This window comes from Actinoalloteichus sp. GBA129-24, assembly GCF_001941645.1.
Lineage (GTDB): Bacteria > Actinomycetota > Actinomycetes > Mycobacteriales > Pseudonocardiaceae > Actinoalloteichus_A > Actinoalloteichus_A fjordicus.
The window spans coordinates 3,169,387-3,185,136 of the sequence record NZ_CP016077.1 but is presented as its reverse complement, the minus strand read 5'-3'; the positions used below and the strand labels follow the sequence as shown (position 1 = coordinate 3,185,136).

Here is a 15,750-nt window from a genome sequence, read left to right as displayed (position 1 = left end):
TTCCGGGGCACGCGCGCGGCTACGCTGCCGGGGTGGTGACGATCTCTCCCTACGGAACGTGGACCTCGCCGATCGACGCGGCCGACGCGGCGAAGTCAGGCGGTGGAGTCCTCGCAGCGGACCTCGCCTTCGGTGCGGCCTGGTGGACGGAGAGCCGTCCGGAAGAGGGCGGCCGGGTCGCGCTGATGCGTGAGACCGACGACGGGATCGTCGCCGAGGTGCTGGGGGCGCCCTGGAACGTCCGCAACCGGGTGCACGAGTACGGCGGCAGGCCCTGGGTCGCCTTCGAGGCCGACGGTCGCAGGCACGTGGCCTTCACCCACTGGGACGATCAGCGGGTCTACCTGCTCGACCTCACCGATCCCGAGGCCGTTCCCCGGCCTGCCAGCCCCGTTCCCGACCGGCCGCAGGGCGCTCGCTACGGGGAACTGGTGGCCGGTCCCGGTGGCCGAGAGGTCTGGTGCGTCCGGGAGACGGTCGTCGGCGACTCCCGCGTCGACGTTCGGCGTGATCTCGTCGCCCTGCCCGTCTCGGGCGCGGCGGGCGAGGACGCGACGGCCGTGCGGGTCCTCGCCGCGAGCCACCACTTCCTCACCGCCCCCCGGCCGAGCCCGGACGGCAGGCACGCCGCGTGGATCGGCTGGGAGCATCCCGCGATGCCGTGGGACGGCACGGAACTCTGCGTGGCGAAGATCACCGAGGACGGCTTCGAGCCCCATCGAGTGCTCGCGGGCGGACCGACCGAGTCGGTGTGTCAGCTCCGTTGGGCCGACGACGAGTCCCTCTACGCGCTCACCGACCCGGCAGGCTGGTGGAACCCGCACCGGGTCACCCTGGCCGGGGTCGTCACGCCGCTGCTGACCGCCGAGGTCGAGATCGGCGGGCCGCTGTGGCAGCTCGGCGCGAGCTGGCTGGCGCCGTTGGGCGACGGCAGGCACGCGGTGCTGTGCGGCGGCAGACTCGCCCTGCTCGACGAGGCCGACGGCGGTCTCACCGACGTCGAGTCCCCACTGCCGACCTGGCGCTCGACGCTGGCCTGCGACGGGAAGACGATCATCGGAGTGGCCAGCGGGCCGAAGAGCAAGCCCGCCGTCGTGGCCGTGGACGTGGCCACGCTGACCCCGCGAGTCCTCACCGGGCAGCCTGCGGGTCTGCCTGCCCAGGCCTGGCTCCCGGTGCCGACGACCCGGATGTTCACCGGGCCGGACGGGCAGCAGATCCCGGCCCACGTGTATCCGCCGACCAACCCGGACTTCGCGGCCCCGGACGGTGAGCTGCCGCCGTTCCTCGTCCACGTCCACGGCGGGCCGACCGGTCAGAACACCACCGTCCTCGATCCCACCATCGCCTACTTCACCAGCCGGGGCATCGGTGTGGTCGCCGTCGACTACGGCGGGTCCTCCGGCTACGGCCGGGCCTTCCGCGAGCGGCTGCGCGAGTCCTGGGGCGTGGTGGACGTGGCCGACTGTGCCGCCGTCGCCGAGGCGCTCGCCGCCGAGGGGACCGCCGACCGGCAGCGCCTGGCGATCCGGGGCGGCAGCGCGGGCGGCTGGACCACCGCCGCGTCGCTGACCACGGTCTCGGTCTACCGCTGCGGCACCGCCATGTACCCGATCCTGGACCTCACGGGTTGGGGCTCCGGGGAGACCCACGACTTCGAGTCCCGCTACCTCGACAGCCTGGTGGGCCCTCTCCCGGAGACCGCGCAGCGCTATCAGCAGCGGTCTCCCGTGAACAACGTCGACCGCCTCGCCGGGCCGATCCTGCTGCTGCAGGGGCTCGAAGACGAGATCTGCCCGCCGGAGCAGTCCGAACGGTTCGTCGACGAACTCGACGGACGCGGCATCCCCTTCGCCTACCTCGCGTTCGAGGGCGAACAGCACGGCTTCCGTCGTGCCGAGACCGTTCGGACGGCGTTGGAGGCCGAACTGTCCTTCTACGCGCAGGTTCTCGAGTTCGAGGCCCCCGGCGTGCCGACCTTGTCCCTGCGCCGATGACGGGCGCCCGACGCCCTCGCAGGCTGGTCCCCGGCGATCGGGTGGCGATCGTCGCCCCCGCAGGACCGGTGACGGCCCCGGTGCTGGCTGCCGGGGTGGCGATCCTGGAGAGCTGGGGGCTCGACGTCGTGGTGGGCGCCCACGTCCTGGACCGGCATCCGGACTTCCCCTACCTGGCGGGCCGGGACGAGGATCGCGCCGAGGACCTCACGAAGGCCTGGCTCGACCCGGACATCGCGGGCGTGCTCTGTGCCAGGGGCGGCTACGGCTGCACCAGAACCCTGCAACGGCTCGACCTCGCGGCGTTCGCCGGGGCACCGCCGAAGGTGTTCGCCGGGTCCAGCGACGTGACGGCCCTGCATCAGGCCTTCGGCAGCAGGCTGGACCTCGTGACGCTGTTCTCGCCGATGGTGGGCAGCGCGCCGTTCGTCGATCACCCCGGCGCCGTGGAGACGCTGCGTCGAACCCTGCTGGAACCGGAGTCCGCCCTCGTGCTGGGCAGGCCGGGAGCGGGACCGCTGGTGTCCGGCCGGGCACGAGGACTCAGCTGGGGCGGAAACCTCAGTCTGCTGGCCGCCGACATCGGCACCACCGACGCCTATCCGCCGCCGCCGGGGGCGGTCGTGCTGCTGGAGGACGTCGGCGAGGACCTCTACCGACTGGATCGGATGCTCACCCAGCTGGACCGGGCGGGCTGGTGGCAGGACGTCGCGGGCTTCGCGCTCGGCTCCTGGACCGACTGCGGACCGCTGGCGGACGTCCGGACGCTGGTGCTCGATCGGCTGGGCGGGCTGGGCGTGCCCGTCGGCTGGGAGCTGGGCTTCGGCCACTGTGATGATCAGCTCACCGTGCCCCTGGGCGTGCCGGTGGAGCTGGATGCCGATGCGGGCACGCTGAGACTCGACGAAGCCGCTTTGACCTGACCGGTCCCCGGCACGGCGACGGCCGTCCGGGGAGCCCCCGCGATGCCGGCGGCGGCCCTTCTCGACGCCGAACCCGTCGAGACGGCCGCACCGCCGTCGGAAGGCGCCGAGCCGACAACTCGTCGGGCCCCCGACGGGGCGGGCGCTCGCCCGCCTCGTGACGCCCCGCGCCGAGGCGTCCGACGGCGCGGGGCCGCCCGCCCGGCTCCACCTCGATGCTCGGGCCCCGTCGAGCATGGCGGCCCGTACTCCCCGTACTGCATCGGCGGACGCCGGAGACCGGACAGTCGGCCGGTCCACGCCCGCGCCGCTCGGCTCTCGCCGATCGCGGCATCCCCTCGCCCGGACCCCGTCGCCGTGGTGCCGCACGCCCACGCCGACTCCCGGAGGGCCACTCGGATGGCGGGCGGCGTCACCCGGTGCCGTCGGGCGGCGAGTCGATCAGACCTGCCTGCCCAGCCAGGCCAGCAGCCGGTCCTGTTCATTCGCCCCCGCGGGCGCAGGCAGCGGCGGCGCGAAGAGACCCGCACCACGCCACTCGTCGATATGGGGTCGCAGGTCGTCGTGGACGGCGGAGACGAGGCCGTCATCCAAGGCGCTGTCCACGCCGATCCCGACGGCCAGATCCCAAGCGTGCACCGTCAGGTCGTCGACCATCTGCCAGCCGTACTCCGCCGCTGGAATGAGCCCGGTGCTGACGTGCACCATGCCCTCCACCGCACCCGGCTCCTGCCAGGCCTCCTCGGCGACACGGGCGGCAGCCGACCAGGCCGCGACCGGATCGGAGCCGAGCTGGTCGCCGTCGAAGCGGTCACCCACCTCGGCGACGGTGGCGCCGTCCAGCAGCAGCGGTACCCAGAGCTGCTCGACGACCAGATGATTCACCAGATCGTGGACCGTCCATTCGGCACACGGCGTGGCCGCGTCCCAGCGGTCGACGGGCACCGCCCGCACACGACGGTCGAACTCCTCCATCGCCCGGCGGTGGGCATCGAGCAGGTCCATCGGTTCCTCCTCGGGTCGCGAACGGTGGGCGGGCCACCGAGTCGTCCTCGAAAGCCTAAGACGCGGCTCCGAATCCGCAGGAGGATCATTGCGCAGCCGACGGCACTCGGATCGCCGGTCACGGAGCGGAGTCGGCACCCCGGTTCGGCGAGTCTGAGGCGAACCCGGGCGACCGCGTGCGTCCGCCTTGCACGAGGATCACGGCGTGCATGGCGACGAACTCAGCACGGCCGCCCGGATCGACTTCATCCACGCCCAGACGGCCGTCACCACCACTCCCCTGGTCCCAGAGGTCCGGTTACGGCTGGCTGCCGAGGCGATCGAGCTGTGGGAGCGCATCGAACACTCGTCCGGGCGATCGGACACTCCCCCGCCGTTCTGGGCCTTCCCGTGGGCGGGCGGGCAGGCGCTGGCCCGACATGTGCTCGATCATCCGGAGCTGTTGGCGGGGCGTCGGGTGCTCGATCTGGCGTCGGGTTCGGGACTGGTCGCGATCGCCGCCGCGCTGGCGGGTGCCGCCGACGTCGTCGCCAGCGACATCGATCATCTCGCCGTCGCGGTGATCGGGTTGAACGCGGCGATCAACGAGGTCGCGGTGACCGCAAGTCCGGCGGACCTGCTCGACGGCGACGGGCTCGGCGCCCAGGTGGTCCTGGCGGGCGACGTCTTCTACGAACGGCCGATGGCGGCGCGGGTGCTGCCGATGCTGGCCAGGGCGCAGGCCAGAGGGGCGCTGGTGCTGGTCGGCGATCCGGGGCGGATGTATCTGCCGCGCAGTCGATTCGACGCGCTCGCCGACTACGAGGTCCCGGTGGTGGCCGCGTTGGAGGACACGGCGGTCAAACGGACCACGGTGTGGCGGATGGCGGCAGAGCCGAGTTGATCAGCAGGCGTCGGAAGACTCGACGAGGGCGGAACCGGGCCGGCTTTCGCCCGTGGGCGGGGCGGCTCAGGGGGTGACGGAACGTCGCCCGGCGCGGCGGTGGCCTCGATTGCTCAACACCGTCATCAACAGGCTCGGGTCGTCGACGCTCAGGGTCACGCGGCGGACGGCGATGCGCTTGCCGAGCTTGCGAGCGTGTGCCGGGGCCTCCAGGAGGATCTGGACCAACGCCGTGCGTGCTCCGAGCAGCCGCACGCCGTCCGGGCCGGCGTCTGCGCCGGGGACGCGGTGGTGCGGCAGGACGATCACCGAGGAGACCGATCGGAGCGGGAACGCGGTGCGGAAGAACCGGCCTGCACGGATGACCACCTGATGCAGTCCCACGTCGACCCGACAGCTGCGCGGCGTCGACCCGGTCAAGGTCAGCATGATCCGACGGAGCCAGTTCATCCGAAGTCGGAACCGGACCGCGCCTAGGTCGACCCTCCGTGTCACTGCATTTCTCCCTGTGTCGTGCACCCGGTGCGGCCGGGTTGCGCACCCGAGTGCGGCCGGACGAGAGGTCATCCGGTCTCCACGACGGCTACCCGGACTTCCGGCTCCACGTTAACGGGCTCGTCACCCGCCGAACAACGGATGCGCCGGAAGTCGACCTCGATCGGTGAACCATGTCCACATACCCGAGGTGCCCCGACGAGACGAACTCGTCGGGGCACCTCGTTCACACCTGGGTGTTCACACTTGGGTTCGAGATCAGATGGGGCGAACCTGCTCCGCCTGCGGACCCTTGTTGCCCTGGGTGATGTTGAACTCCACGCGCTGGTTCTCCTCAAGCGTACGGAAGCCCTGAGTGTCGATGGAGGAGTAGTGGACGAACACGTCCGGCCCTCCGTCCTGCGCGATGAAGCCGAAGCCCTTCTCCGAGTTGAACCACTTGACGGTGCCCTGAGCCATGAACTGTGTCTCCTTGTAGGGACGATTCGGGATCCGCACCTCGCGGATCCCGGGTTCTGGTTCGTCGTCCCCCGTCATGGACCGGGGCCCACGTACAGAAAACGCCCGCTATGTGGCTCCGCGGGCGTCCAAGAACATGCGAGGAACTGCAACAGCAACCGGCGCAACCGTAGCACGATCGCGGCGGGTAGGTAGCGGCCCAATGGGCGAATCTCTCCCGGCGTGTCGACACGGGGTCTCGGTGCGTCCCAGGGCCGACCCAAGATCGCCCCGGATCGATGGTCGGGCCGGTCACGAATGCTTCGGGCGGGCTTCGCGGCGGACCTCCTCCGCGATGCGCAGAGCCGCCTCGTCCACCGACTCGTGCTCCCAGAGACGCAACGGCCGCCAGCCTGCCTCGATCAACAGTCGGTCGGTCTCCCGGTCGCGTTCGCGGTTGCGACGGACCTTCTCCGCCCAGTACTCGGCGTTGGTCTTGGCGACCGTGTGATGTCGTGGGCAGCCGTGCCAGAAGCAGCCGTCGACGAAGACGGCGACCTTGACGCGGGTGAAGAGCAGATCCGCCGTGCGCCGCAGGCCGGGCAGCGGACGAGCGGAGACTCGATACCGCAGTCCCATGGCGTGGACGGCTCGGCGCACGGCCAGCTCCGGCCGAGTGTCCCGCCCCTTGTTGGCCCGCATGCCCGTGCGCACTCCCGGCGAGGAGGCCCAGGACTCCGCCTTCGCCGCACCCGTCACGCCGGGCAGCCTAATGACCGCCCGCGACGCCGTCGGCATACCCGACGCACGCGCACGCGCGCGACGAACCCTCGTCCGGGGGCCTGTGGCTGCCGAGAACGGCCGTGCCGCCCGCCCGCATGCCCAAACGCCGGAGGCGCCGATCGCGCCGCGCTGAGGCCTGCTGATCCACTCTGGTGCGAGCTGCGGCATCGGGCTCCGCCTCATCATGACGGTCCGAGGCGCACGAGCCACCGCCCAGACCGGCTCCGGCCCGCCCCGGCTCGACCGGACTCCCGGCCGCCGTCCCCTGGCGGCTCGGCACATCGCGGGCTCAGCCCACGCGCCTGGCGGTGCAGGCCCCACGAGGACGACCCCGGACGTCGCCGAGGAATCCGGACGAGCCGGAGTCGGCAGGCTCGCGACCCGGCGGAACGGCGGGCCGACCACGGGGTCCGTCCCCCGTCCGGCTTACGATGACGCCGTGCCGACGATGATCGACCTGTTCGCAGGGTGCGGCGGGATGACCGGCGGGTTCGTCGCGGCAGGCTTCGACACGGCCCTCGCGGTGGAGTCCAATCCGTACGCCGCCGCCACCTACGCCGCGAACTTCGGCGAGGATCACGTGCGGCCGGTCGACATCGCGACCGTGCCGGCGGCGGAGGTTCCGTCGGTGGACGTCGTGGTCGGCGGGCCGCCGTGTCAGGGCTTCTCCAGCCTGGGCAGTCGTGACCTCGCCGACCCGCGCAACCAGCTCTGGCGGGAGTACGTACGCGTCGTGCGCGCGGCGAACCCGAAGGTGTTCGTGATCGAGAACGTCGACCGCTTCCTCAGCAGCCCCGAGTTCGGCCTGCTGCGGGCCGAGGTCGACGGGGGCAGTCTGGCCGGCTACACGCTGACCTACGGCCATCTGAACGCCGCGGACTACGGCGTGGCGCAGCGCAGGCGCCGCACCATCATCATCGGCTCCCGCGTCGGCCCGATCGCGCTCCCGGACCCGACGCACGGCCGAGGTGAGACGGAGGGCGGGGCCGCGAGCCTGCTGCCCTGGGCAGGCACCCGCAGCCGCATCGCCGAACTGCCGGAACGTCCGCACACCACCGAGCTGCCCAAGACGACGACCACGTTCTTCGGTCGGGTCTTTCCCGGCGTCTTCAGCGGGCTGGACCTGCATCTGGGCCGACGGCCGACCGAACTGTCCCTGCGGCGCTACGACTCCGTTCCGCCGGGCGGGGGGCGGTTCGACGTGCCGAGAGAGCTGCTGCCGAGGTGCTGGCGGGACAAGCCCACCGGGACCACCGACGTGATGGGCCGGATGCGCTGGGACGCGCCCTCGCTGACCATCCGCACCGAGTTCTTCAAGCCGGAGAAGGGCCAGTACCTGCATCCGCAGTGGGAGGCGGACGCACCCGCCCGCCGGGTGAACCGGCCGATCACCCACTACGAGGCAGCCCTGCTCCAGGACTTTCCCGCCGACTTCCGCTGGTGCGGCACGAAGGCCGAGATCGCGAGACAGATCGGCAACGCGGTGCCCCTCGGCCTCGCCCGCGCGTTGGCGGGGCAGGTCTCGGCGGCGCTGGCCTGACGCGGGCGCGCGGCAGCCGCCGCTCAGGTGACGGCAGCGGTGGACCGGACGTGCCGATGCCGGACGTCGGGCGCGGGCACCTTCTTGACCTCGCCGGACAGCGCAGGAAGCCGATTCGGTCCGCGCCGCGCGGCAGGCTGCGAGGTCCGATCGCCGTCGAGGCCGACCGGCAGACAGCTCGTGTGGCGCAGCGGCACGCACGGGTCTGCGGCCCCCTGAGCCGGCGGCCCGCGGCACCACGGCACTGCGACGTGGTGCGCCCCGCGCCAGAGCGGCGGCCACCGAGGCCGAGCAGTGGCACGGCGGGCAGTCCCACGGACACACACGTGGCTCGCGGCTCAGCAGGCGAGACAGCGCGCAGCCGGGCGAGCGACGGCCGTGGTACGAGACGGCGGCACGGCCGAGGCCGAAGACCGCCGCCTCCCTCGTGGTCGACCTCGGCGGCGGTCTGGTCCGTCAGGTCCGGTCGGTCTCGCCGCCCGTCGTCGACTCCGTACCGCTCGACAGGCCCGCCGTGTCCCCGCCTGCCGGGCCCACAGCGGTCAGGCCGGCGGCCGAGGGCTCCACCGCCGCAGGCTCGGCGTCGGAAGGCTGCGCGGAACGGAGATCCGCCGAGTCGACGGCCTCGCCTGCCGTCGCGGCTGTCGCGGCTGCGGCGCCGGGGGGCGGGGCCGGCGGCAGGTCGCCGCCGGGCGCAGCCGGATCCGTCACCGTGATGCCGAGTGCGGGGGTGCCGAGATCAGGAGTCCCGAGCAGATCAGGCCGATGACGCGCGAGCGGCGCGGGCACGGCCGCGAGGAGCCTGCGGGTGTACTCGTGCTGCGGATCGGACAGCACCTCCTCGACGGTCCCCGTCTCCACGATCCGGCCCCGGTACATCACGGCCACGCGATCGGCGATCGCCCAGGCCAGTCCGAGGTCGTGCGTGATGACCAGGGTGGACAGGCCCAGTCGGACACGGAGGTTCAGCAGGAGGGCGAGGATCTCGCCGCGCACCGAGGCGTCCAGGGAGGCGACGGGCTCGTCCGCGACCAGCACCCTCGGCGACAGCGCCAGGGCGCCCGCGATCACCACCCGCTGCCGCTGTCCGCCGGACAGCTCGTCCGGCAGCGCGGTGAAGAAGCGCTCCGCAGGACGCAGTTCGGCCTGTTCCAACGCGGCGGCGACCAGCTCCTGCTCGTCGCCGGGAACCTGGTGGATCCGCAGGCCCTCCGCCACCGACTCGTAGACGCTGTGGCGCGGGTTCAGGGCCCCCGTCGGGTCCTGGAGGACGAGTTGGACCTGGCGACGGTAGTCCCGCAGGCCACGCCCGCCGGTCGGCAGCGGCTTCCCCTCGAACAGCACTCGCCCCGCCGCCAACGGCTGCAGGCCGACCAGCGAACGGGCCATGGTCGTCTTGCCCGATCCGGACTGTCCGACCAGCGCGACGATCTCGTCTCGTTCGACGTGCAGGTCGACGCCGTCGACCGCGCGGGTCCGGCCGCCGTGCCTGCCTCGGAAGACCACGGAGACGCCCGTGGCCGACAGCAGCGGCTGAAGGGCCCCGGTCGTCGGCTCGGGCGCGGGCACGGGGGCCGACGCGGGGTCCAAGGCCACGATCCGCTCGACCCCGGCCCCCGCCCGTCCCGACGTCAGACGTGATGCCGGGTCGCCGACCTCCGGGAACGCCGCCGCGAGTGCGCGGGTGTGCGCGTGCTCGGGATCGGCGATCACCGCCTTGGCCGGGCCTTCCTCGACGATCTTCCCCTCGTGCATCACCGCCAGCCGCTCACAGCAGGAGGCGAGCACCGACAGATCGTGACTGATCATCATCAGGCCGAGGCCTCGATCGGCCACCAGGCGGGTCATCAGTTCCAGGACCTGGGCCTGCACGATGACGTCCAACGCCGTGGTCGGCTCGTCGGCGATGATCAGCCGGGGCGAACAGGCCAGCGCCATGGCGATCATCACCCGTTGCCGCTGGCCGCCGGACAGCTCGTGCGGGTAGGCCGAGGCACGGCCGGCAGGCAGTTCCACCTGGCCGAGCAGCTCGACCACCCGCCGGTCGACCCTCGAGGAGGACGGCCGCGAGTTCCCGCCGGTCGCGGCCCGACCGCCCTTGCCCGCCGAGTCTGCGGGCGCGGTCGTGCCTGTCCCCGGCGGCGAGGCGGACGCCGAGGCGTCGATGCCGTGCAGCCGGATCGGCTCGGCGATCTGCTCGCCGACCGTGCGGACCGGGTTCAACGCGTGCATCGCGCCCTGGAAGACGACCGAGGCCCCGGCCCAGCGCACCGCGCGGAGCCTGCTCCAGGACATGGTGCGGACGTCCTCGCCGTCGAGCAGCACCTCGCCGCCCAGCTGTGCCGTACGCGGGAGCAGTCGGAGCACCGACATCGCCACGCTGCTCTTGCCGCAGCCGGACTCGCCCGCCAGGCCGAGGGTCTGACCCGCGTCCAGGCTCAGGTTCACTCCGCGCACGGCGGGCACCGGCCCCCGCGTCGACCGGTAGTCGACGGTGAGGTCTCTCAGCTCCAGCAACGTCACCTAACGCCCCCGCAAACGTGGATTGAGCACTGTCTCCAAGGCCCTGCCGCACAGGGTGAAGGCCAGCACGACCGTGACGATGCCCAGACCGGGCGGCAGCAGATACCACCAGGCGCCCCCGGTGACCGCGCCGGTGTCCATCGCGGACTTCAGCATCGCCCCCCAGGACACCTGCGTCGGGTCGCCGAGCCCGAGGAACGACAGCGTGGACTCGGCGATCACCGCGCTGGCCACGGCCAACGTGGTGTTGGCGAACACCAGCGGCAGCACGCCCGGCAGTACGTGACTGCCGATGAGATGGCCGTGGCCCGCACCCAGTGCCTTGGCCCGCTCGATGTAGGGCCTGGCCTCCACCGCGAGGGTCTGGGCGCGGACGAGTCGAGCGGTGGTCGGCCAGGCCGTGAGGCCGATGGCCAGCACGATGGTGCCCAGGCCTCTGGCGAGCACCGTGGACAACGCGATCGCCAGGACCAGCGAGGGGACGACCAGGAAGAAGTCGGTGACCCGCATCAGCGCCGCCGAGGTGAGCCCGCCGAAGTGCGCGGCGAGCACGCCGACGAGCGTGCCGATGCCCACCGACAGCACCGTGGCGGCCAGGCCGACGAGCAGCGAGATCCGCGCGCCCCACCAGGTGAGCAGCAGCACGGACCGGCCGTTCTCGTCGGTGCCGAGCCAGTACTGCATGCTCGGCGGCTCGAGCCGGTCCGCCGTGGCCTGGGTGACGTCCAGCCCGGTGGCGTCCGTCAGCAGCGGCGCCGCCAGTGCCAGCACGGCGATGACCGCCAGCGCGATGAGACCGACCAGGCCGGCCCGCTGACTGCGGAAGGACGTCCAGCCGGTGGCGAAGGCCCGTCTGCGCCGGGCCCAGGCGATGGCCCTGGGGCTGCGGGGCTTGACGACCGGCCCGTCGCCCCCGGCAGGCGGGACCGAGACCCGCTCGGCAGGACCGTCGTCGCTGGGGCTTCGCGTCTCGGTCATGAGGCACGCACCCTGGGGTCGAGGAATCGATAGAGGAGGTCGGCGACCAGGTTCATCGCCACGACGGCACCCGCCAGGACGATGAAGGTGCCCTGGAGCAGCGGCAGGTCGGGCACGTCCAGAGCCTGGTAGGTCAGCAGGCCGAGCCCCGGCCAGGAGAACACCGTCTCCACCATGATCGCCCCGGACACCACGAGCCCCAGGTGCAGGAAGATCAGCGTCACCGTCGGCAGCATCGCGTTGGGCACGGCATGCCTGCGTCGCACCAGCTCGTCCCGCAGTCCCTTGGCCCGCGCCGTGGTCAGGTAGTCGGCGCCCATCTCCTCCAGCAGGGAGGAGCGCATCACCATCTGATACTGGGCGAAGATCACCGCGACCATCGTGATGCAGGGCAGCACCAGGTGATGTGCCACGTCCAGGACGTAGGGGATCACGCCGGGGGGAGTGTCGGGCGAGGTGATGCCCCCGGTGGGGAACATGCCGGGGATCGGCCCGACGCCGACGGCGAAGACCATCAGCACGATCAGGCCGAGCCAGAAGGTGGGCACCGACCAGAGGGTCAGCGCCACGCCCGTGGCGGTCCGATCGAACCGACTGCCGTGCCGCCAGGCGCTGCGCGTGCCCAGCCAGATGCCCAGCAGCACCGCGAGGATGGTGGCCGAGCCCGCGAGCAGCACCGTCGGCCAGAAGCGCTCGGCGATCAGGTCCGAGACCGGCCTGCTGTAGAAGTAGGACACCCCGAGGTCGCCGCGCAGCACGCCGAACAGGTAGTCGATGAACTGCTGCCACAGCGGCAGATCGAGGCCGAAGCGCTCTCGCAGCTCCGCGATCTGCTCGGCACTGACCGCCCGGCCCCTGGTCATCGTCTGCACCGGGTCGCCGGGCAGCACCCGGAACAGGAAGAACCCGAGCAGGATCACCAGGAGCAGGCTCGTCGCCGCACCGGCGACCTTGCTCGCCACGTACCGAGCAAGGCCGCTGCCGCCCCCTGAACGCCCCTCCGAGTCCGGGGCGTCGCCCAGAGACTCGGAGGGGGCGAGCACATCACTCACCAGGTCACTCCCGATCGTCGGCCGTAGCGCGACGACGTCGGGCGATCAACACGGCCGCCCCGCCGCCGAGCAGCACCACGACGGCGATCCCGGCCAGGATCACGCCGGTGTCGACACCGCCCCCGCCGCCTGCGGCACCGTCGGCGGGCTGCGCGCCGTAGTAACCCCAGTATCCGTTCTGTTCCCGGATCACGCCGCCGGGATCGGGCTGAAGCTGGAAGCCCTCGAACCGGTCGGACCGGTACGCCTCGAGTGCGTTCTCGTAGAACAGCGTCATCGAGGACGACTGCTCGTAGAACAGCTCCTGCATGTCGGCGACCAGCGCCCGCCGTGCCTCGGGGTCGAACTCCGCCAGCTGGGCGGCGTAGAGGTCGTCGAACTCCTCGTCGCAGAAGAACGCGTCGGTCGTGCCGCCCGTGCCGTCCTCGCCAGGACGCTGGCCACAGGTCTGAATGCCGAGCACGTAGTCGGGGTCGGGGTTGACGCCCCAGCCGCTGAACGCGAGGTCGTAGACGCCCTCGCCGGTCAGCTCGTTGAGCCGGGTCCCCGCCATGATCTGGAGGTCGACCTCGATGCCGATCTCACCCAGCCAGTTCCGCACGAACTCACCCGCCTGGGTGTCGAACGCGCGGTCACTGCGGCCGTAGAGGCGGAAGGACAGCGGTCGGTCGTCGCCGTCGACTCGGACGCCGTCGTCGCCCATCGGGTAACCGGCCTCGTCCAGCAGTTCGTTGGCGGCGTCGAGGTCGAAGTCCCAGCGCTGCTCCTCGGACGGCGTCCAGTGGTAGTCCTGGAAGACCGGCGGGATGTAGCCCGCGCCCGGTTCGCCGTACCCGCCGAGCACCCGGTCGACGAGCACGTCCCGGTCGATGGCCTGGTTGATCGCCTGCCGGACGCGGACGTCCTCCAGCGCCGGGTGGCCGTCCCCGATCGGGGTGCCGTCCCGCGTCGCCGCGCCGGGGTTGGTGGCCAGCTCGTAGAACCGGCGGCCCTGCGCCTCGTTGACGGCGATGCCCTCCACGTCGCGCAGCGCGTCGACCTGCGCGGGCGTAAGCCGGTTGACCAGGTCCACCTCGCCCGTCCGCAGGGCCTGGACGGCCGCGTCGGCGTTGCGGTAGAAGAGGAACTGGAGTTCGTCGATCTCGGCGGGCCCCCGGAAGTAGTCGGGGTTGGCCTCCATCCGGATGAACTGCTCGGCCCGGTACTCCGTCAGGATGAACGGACCGCTGCCCACGACCGGCATCGTGTCGTTGGTGAAGGACGCGATGTCGTCGACCTCGGACCAGATGTGCTCCGGGACGATGGGGATGTCCAGGGCGAGCATGGTGGCCTGCGGTGTCGCCGTCGTGACGACCAGTGTGGTCTCGTCCTCGGCGACGACCGACTCGAAGGCGCTGACGAAGTTGCCGTTGGCCGTGCGGGCGGCCTCGTCCTCGAGCATCAGGTTGTAGGTGAAGGCCACGTCCTCGGCGGTGACGGGCTCCCCGTCCGACCACTGGACGTCGTCACGCATGGTGAAGGTCCAGGTCAGGTTGTCCTCTGAGGTCTCCCAGCTCTCGGCGAGCCCGCCGACGGGCGACTGGTCCTCGGCCGAGGGCAGCGTGACGAACTCGTACATCAGCCGCATCAGCTCGGTGGACGAGGCGAAGATCGCGATGAACGGGTTCAGCGAGTCGATGTTCTGCGTCACCGCCACTCGCAGCACGGTCGGCGACTCCGCCGTCTCCTCCGTCTCCGCGCCCGCCACGCCCGGCGCGACGGCGGGTGCCGTCACCGCCGCGATCACTCCGACGGCAGCCGCCACGGCGCCTGATCTGACTCTCATCCGGTGAGCCCCTTTCCACCCAGTGGGAGAAAACCAACCACCTGACACCAAGGCGAGTCAATGACTTCCGATCCACTTTCGCCCGCCCGAACACAGCCGTAACCTGATCTTCGCCTCCCCGGGATCAACGCCTCTACCTCGAAGCAAGTCGTCGCCGGTCGACTGACCGACACCGCGCTCGCATCGCTCCGCACGGGCCGCCGCGGCAGGCTCGGGCCGGTCGAGACAACGGCGTCGGTCCGCCACAAGAGTGACCATCGGGCGGGGCGCAGGAGTGCTTTGTCCACGGACGTGGGCGCGGCGTGCGTCGGTGATCGGCTGCGGCGGCGCCGATGCCTACGCTGTGCGACATGCGCATCCTGATCTCCGCCGACATGGAGGGCGCCACCGGCGTCACCTGGACCGACGACGTCCGCCCCGGCACCGAGCAGTGGCAGCGGTTCCGCCGCGTCTTCACCGGCGACGTCAACGCCTGCGTGACCGGGCTGTACGCGGCGGGCGCCACCGAGGTCCTGGTCAACGAGGCACACTCCTCGCAGCGCAATCTCCTGCTGGAGGATCTGGACGAGCGGGCTCGGCTGCTCACCGGGCGGCACAAGCCGCTGTCGATGATGCAGGGCGTGGACTCCGGAATGGACGGAGTGGTGTTCCTCGGCTACCACGCGGCGGCGGGTGCCGAGGGGGTGCTCTCCCACACCTATCTGGAGAACTCGATCACCGGGGTGTGGCTGGACGGCGTTCACGCCAGCGAGGGACGGTTGAACGCGGCGCTTGCCGCCGAGCACGGCGTGCCGGTCGTCCTGGTCACCGGCGACGACCAGACCTGCCTGGACGCGGTGAGCTACGCGCCGGAGGCCGCGCTGGCGCCGGTCAAGGAGTGCGTGAGCCGGTATGCCGCGATCTGCCTGCCGCCCGCAGGCGCACACGCCTTGATCGCCGCGCGGGCCGAGCACGGGATGGCCTCGGCCGGGCGATTCGAGGGCACGGCGGCGCCGCATCGGATCGAGGTGGAGTTCGATGCCGCGCACCTGGCGGCGGCGACGGCGGTGATCCCCACCGTCGAGCAGCTCGACGTCCGCAGGGTCGGCTTCGACGCACCGACGATGACCGAGGCCATGAAGTGCTTCAAGGTGGTCACGGCGATTGCCGCGGGCGCGATCCAGGGCATCTACGGCTGACGACGCGGCGCGCTCCTCGATCCTCGTTCGAGCGGGGCTCCCTAGGGTCGGGCCGCACCCGGTTCGAGTCCGATGCCCGCCGACGAAGGGTCGCTCGCGATGGCTGCTCGCCGCTCCTCCGTCTCGATCG

At 71.7% G+C, this 15,750-nt stretch carries 13 protein-coding genes; 5 read left to right on the top strand and 8 right to left on the bottom strand.

Translation table 11 applies throughout. The annotated features are described in order from the left end of the window. Positions 1-32 precede the first annotated feature (32 nt). Positions 33-1,997 (top strand): S9 family peptidase, encoded by a 1,965-nt coding sequence (locus UA75_RS14160; RefSeq protein WP_075740637.1) that lies wholly within the window; start codon positions 33-35, stop codon positions 1,995-1,997. Continuing rightward, positions 1,994-2,920: a S66 peptidase family protein gene (locus UA75_RS14155; RefSeq protein ID WP_075740636.1), complete on the top strand. Its 927-nt coding sequence runs from the start codon at positions 1,994-1,996 to the stop codon at positions 2,918-2,920. The genes UA75_RS14160 and UA75_RS14155 overlap by 4 nt, the downstream gene beginning before the upstream one ends. Positions 2,921-3,361: 441 nt before the next feature. Here the strand turns inward: UA75_RS14155 and UA75_RS14150 are convergent, their stop codons facing one another. After that, positions 3,362-3,925 (bottom strand): TIGR03086 family metal-binding protein, encoded by a 564-nt coding sequence (locus tag UA75_RS14150; RefSeq protein WP_075740635.1) that lies wholly within the window; start codon positions 3,923-3,925, stop codon positions 3,362-3,364. Positions 3,926-4,130: 205 nt separating this feature from the next. Here UA75_RS14150 and UA75_RS14145 point away from each other — a divergent pair, with 205 nt between their 5' ends. After that, positions 4,131-4,808, top strand: coding sequence for a class I SAM-dependent methyltransferase (locus tag UA75_RS14145; protein WP_075740634.1), 678 nt, complete (start codon positions 4,131-4,133; stop codon positions 4,806-4,808). A 66-nt stretch (positions 4,809-4,874) separates the two neighbouring features. On the opposite strand, the gene UA75_RS14140 is transcribed toward UA75_RS14145, so the two are convergent. From UA75_RS14140 to UA75_RS14130, 3 genes are all read right to left on the bottom strand, one after another. Next, positions 4,875-5,303, bottom strand: a complete 429-nt coding sequence (locus UA75_RS14140; RefSeq protein ID WP_157442218.1) for a hypothetical protein — start codon at positions 5,301-5,303, stop codon at positions 4,875-4,877. Between the two features lie 258 nt (positions 5,304-5,561). Next, complete coding sequence (locus tag UA75_RS14135; protein ID WP_075743805.1) at positions 5,562-5,762, bottom strand: cold-shock protein; 201 nt, start codon at positions 5,760-5,762, stop codon at positions 5,562-5,564. A gap of 291 nt (positions 5,763-6,053) precedes the next feature. Further along, positions 6,054-6,500, bottom strand: a complete 447-nt coding sequence (locus UA75_RS14130) for a very short patch repair endonuclease (RefSeq protein WP_318533302.1) — start codon at positions 6,498-6,500, stop codon at positions 6,054-6,056. A 472-nt stretch (positions 6,501-6,972) separates the two neighbouring features. Here UA75_RS14130 and UA75_RS14125 point away from each other — a divergent pair, with 472 nt between their 5' ends. Then, positions 6,973-8,064, top strand: coding sequence for a DNA cytosine methyltransferase (locus UA75_RS14125; protein WP_075743803.1), 1,092 nt, complete (start codon positions 6,973-6,975; stop codon positions 8,062-8,064). Between the two features lie 456 nt (positions 8,065-8,520). Here the strand turns inward: UA75_RS14125 and UA75_RS14120 are convergent, their stop codons facing one another. The 4 genes from UA75_RS14120 to UA75_RS14105 are packed head-to-tail and all read right to left on the bottom strand — an operon-like array spanning position 8,521 to position 14,442. Next, positions 8,521-10,587, bottom strand: a complete 2,067-nt coding sequence (locus tag UA75_RS14120) for an ATP-binding cassette domain-containing protein (RefSeq protein ID WP_083683202.1) — start codon at positions 10,585-10,587, stop codon at positions 8,521-8,523. Beyond that, positions 10,588-11,565, bottom strand: coding sequence for an ABC transporter permease (locus UA75_RS14115; RefSeq protein WP_083683201.1), 978 nt, complete (start codon positions 11,563-11,565; stop codon positions 10,588-10,590). It abuts the gene before it with no gap. Further along, positions 11,562-12,620, bottom strand: a complete 1,059-nt coding sequence (locus tag UA75_RS14110) for an ABC transporter permease (RefSeq protein WP_404799990.1) — start codon at positions 12,618-12,620, stop codon at positions 11,562-11,564. Before UA75_RS14110 ends, UA75_RS14115 begins: the two co-directional genes overlap by 4 nt. A 1-nt stretch (position 12,621) precedes the next feature. Then, on the bottom strand, positions 12,622-14,442 hold the full coding sequence (locus tag UA75_RS14105; RefSeq protein ID WP_083683199.1) for an ABC transporter substrate-binding protein: 1,821 nt from the start codon (positions 14,440-14,442) through the stop codon (positions 12,622-12,624). A gap of 350 nt (positions 14,443-14,792) precedes the next feature. Between UA75_RS14105 and UA75_RS14100 the strand changes: the two genes are divergently transcribed. Beyond that, the gene (locus UA75_RS14100; protein WP_075740632.1) at positions 14,793-15,620 is read left to right on the top strand and encodes a M55 family metallopeptidase; all 828 of its coding nucleotides are present in this window, start codon (positions 14,793-14,795) and stop codon (positions 15,618-15,620) included. Positions 15,621-15,750: the final 130 nt, after the last annotated feature.

Bases quoted from the DNA above. Each gene is read 5' to 3' on its own strand.
- UA75_RS14155 (WP_075740636.1), top strand. From the start codon at position 1,994: ATGACGGGCGCCCGACGCCCTCGCAGGCTGGTCCCCGGCGATCGGGTG.
- UA75_RS14150 (WP_075740635.1), bottom strand. From the start codon at position 3,925: ATGGACCTGCTCGATGCCCACCGCCGGGCGATGGAGGAGTTCGACCGT.
- UA75_RS14135 (WP_075743805.1), bottom strand. From the start codon at position 5,762: ATGGCTCAGGGCACCGTCAAGTGGTTCAACTCGGAGAAGGGCTTCGGC.
- UA75_RS14125 (WP_075743803.1), top strand. From the start codon at position 6,973: ATGATCGACCTGTTCGCAGGGTGCGGCGGGATGACCGGCGGGTTCGTC.
- UA75_RS14115 (WP_083683201.1), bottom strand. From the start codon at position 11,565: ATGACCGAGACGCGAAGCCCCAGCGACGACGGTCCTGCCGAGCGGGTC.
- UA75_RS14105 (WP_083683199.1), bottom strand. From the start codon at position 14,442: ATGAGAGTCAGATCAGGCGCCGTGGCGGCTGCCGTCGGAGTGATCGCG.
- UA75_RS14100 (WP_075740632.1), top strand. From the start codon at position 14,793: ATGCGCATCCTGATCTCCGCCGACATGGAGGGCGCCACCGGCGTCACC.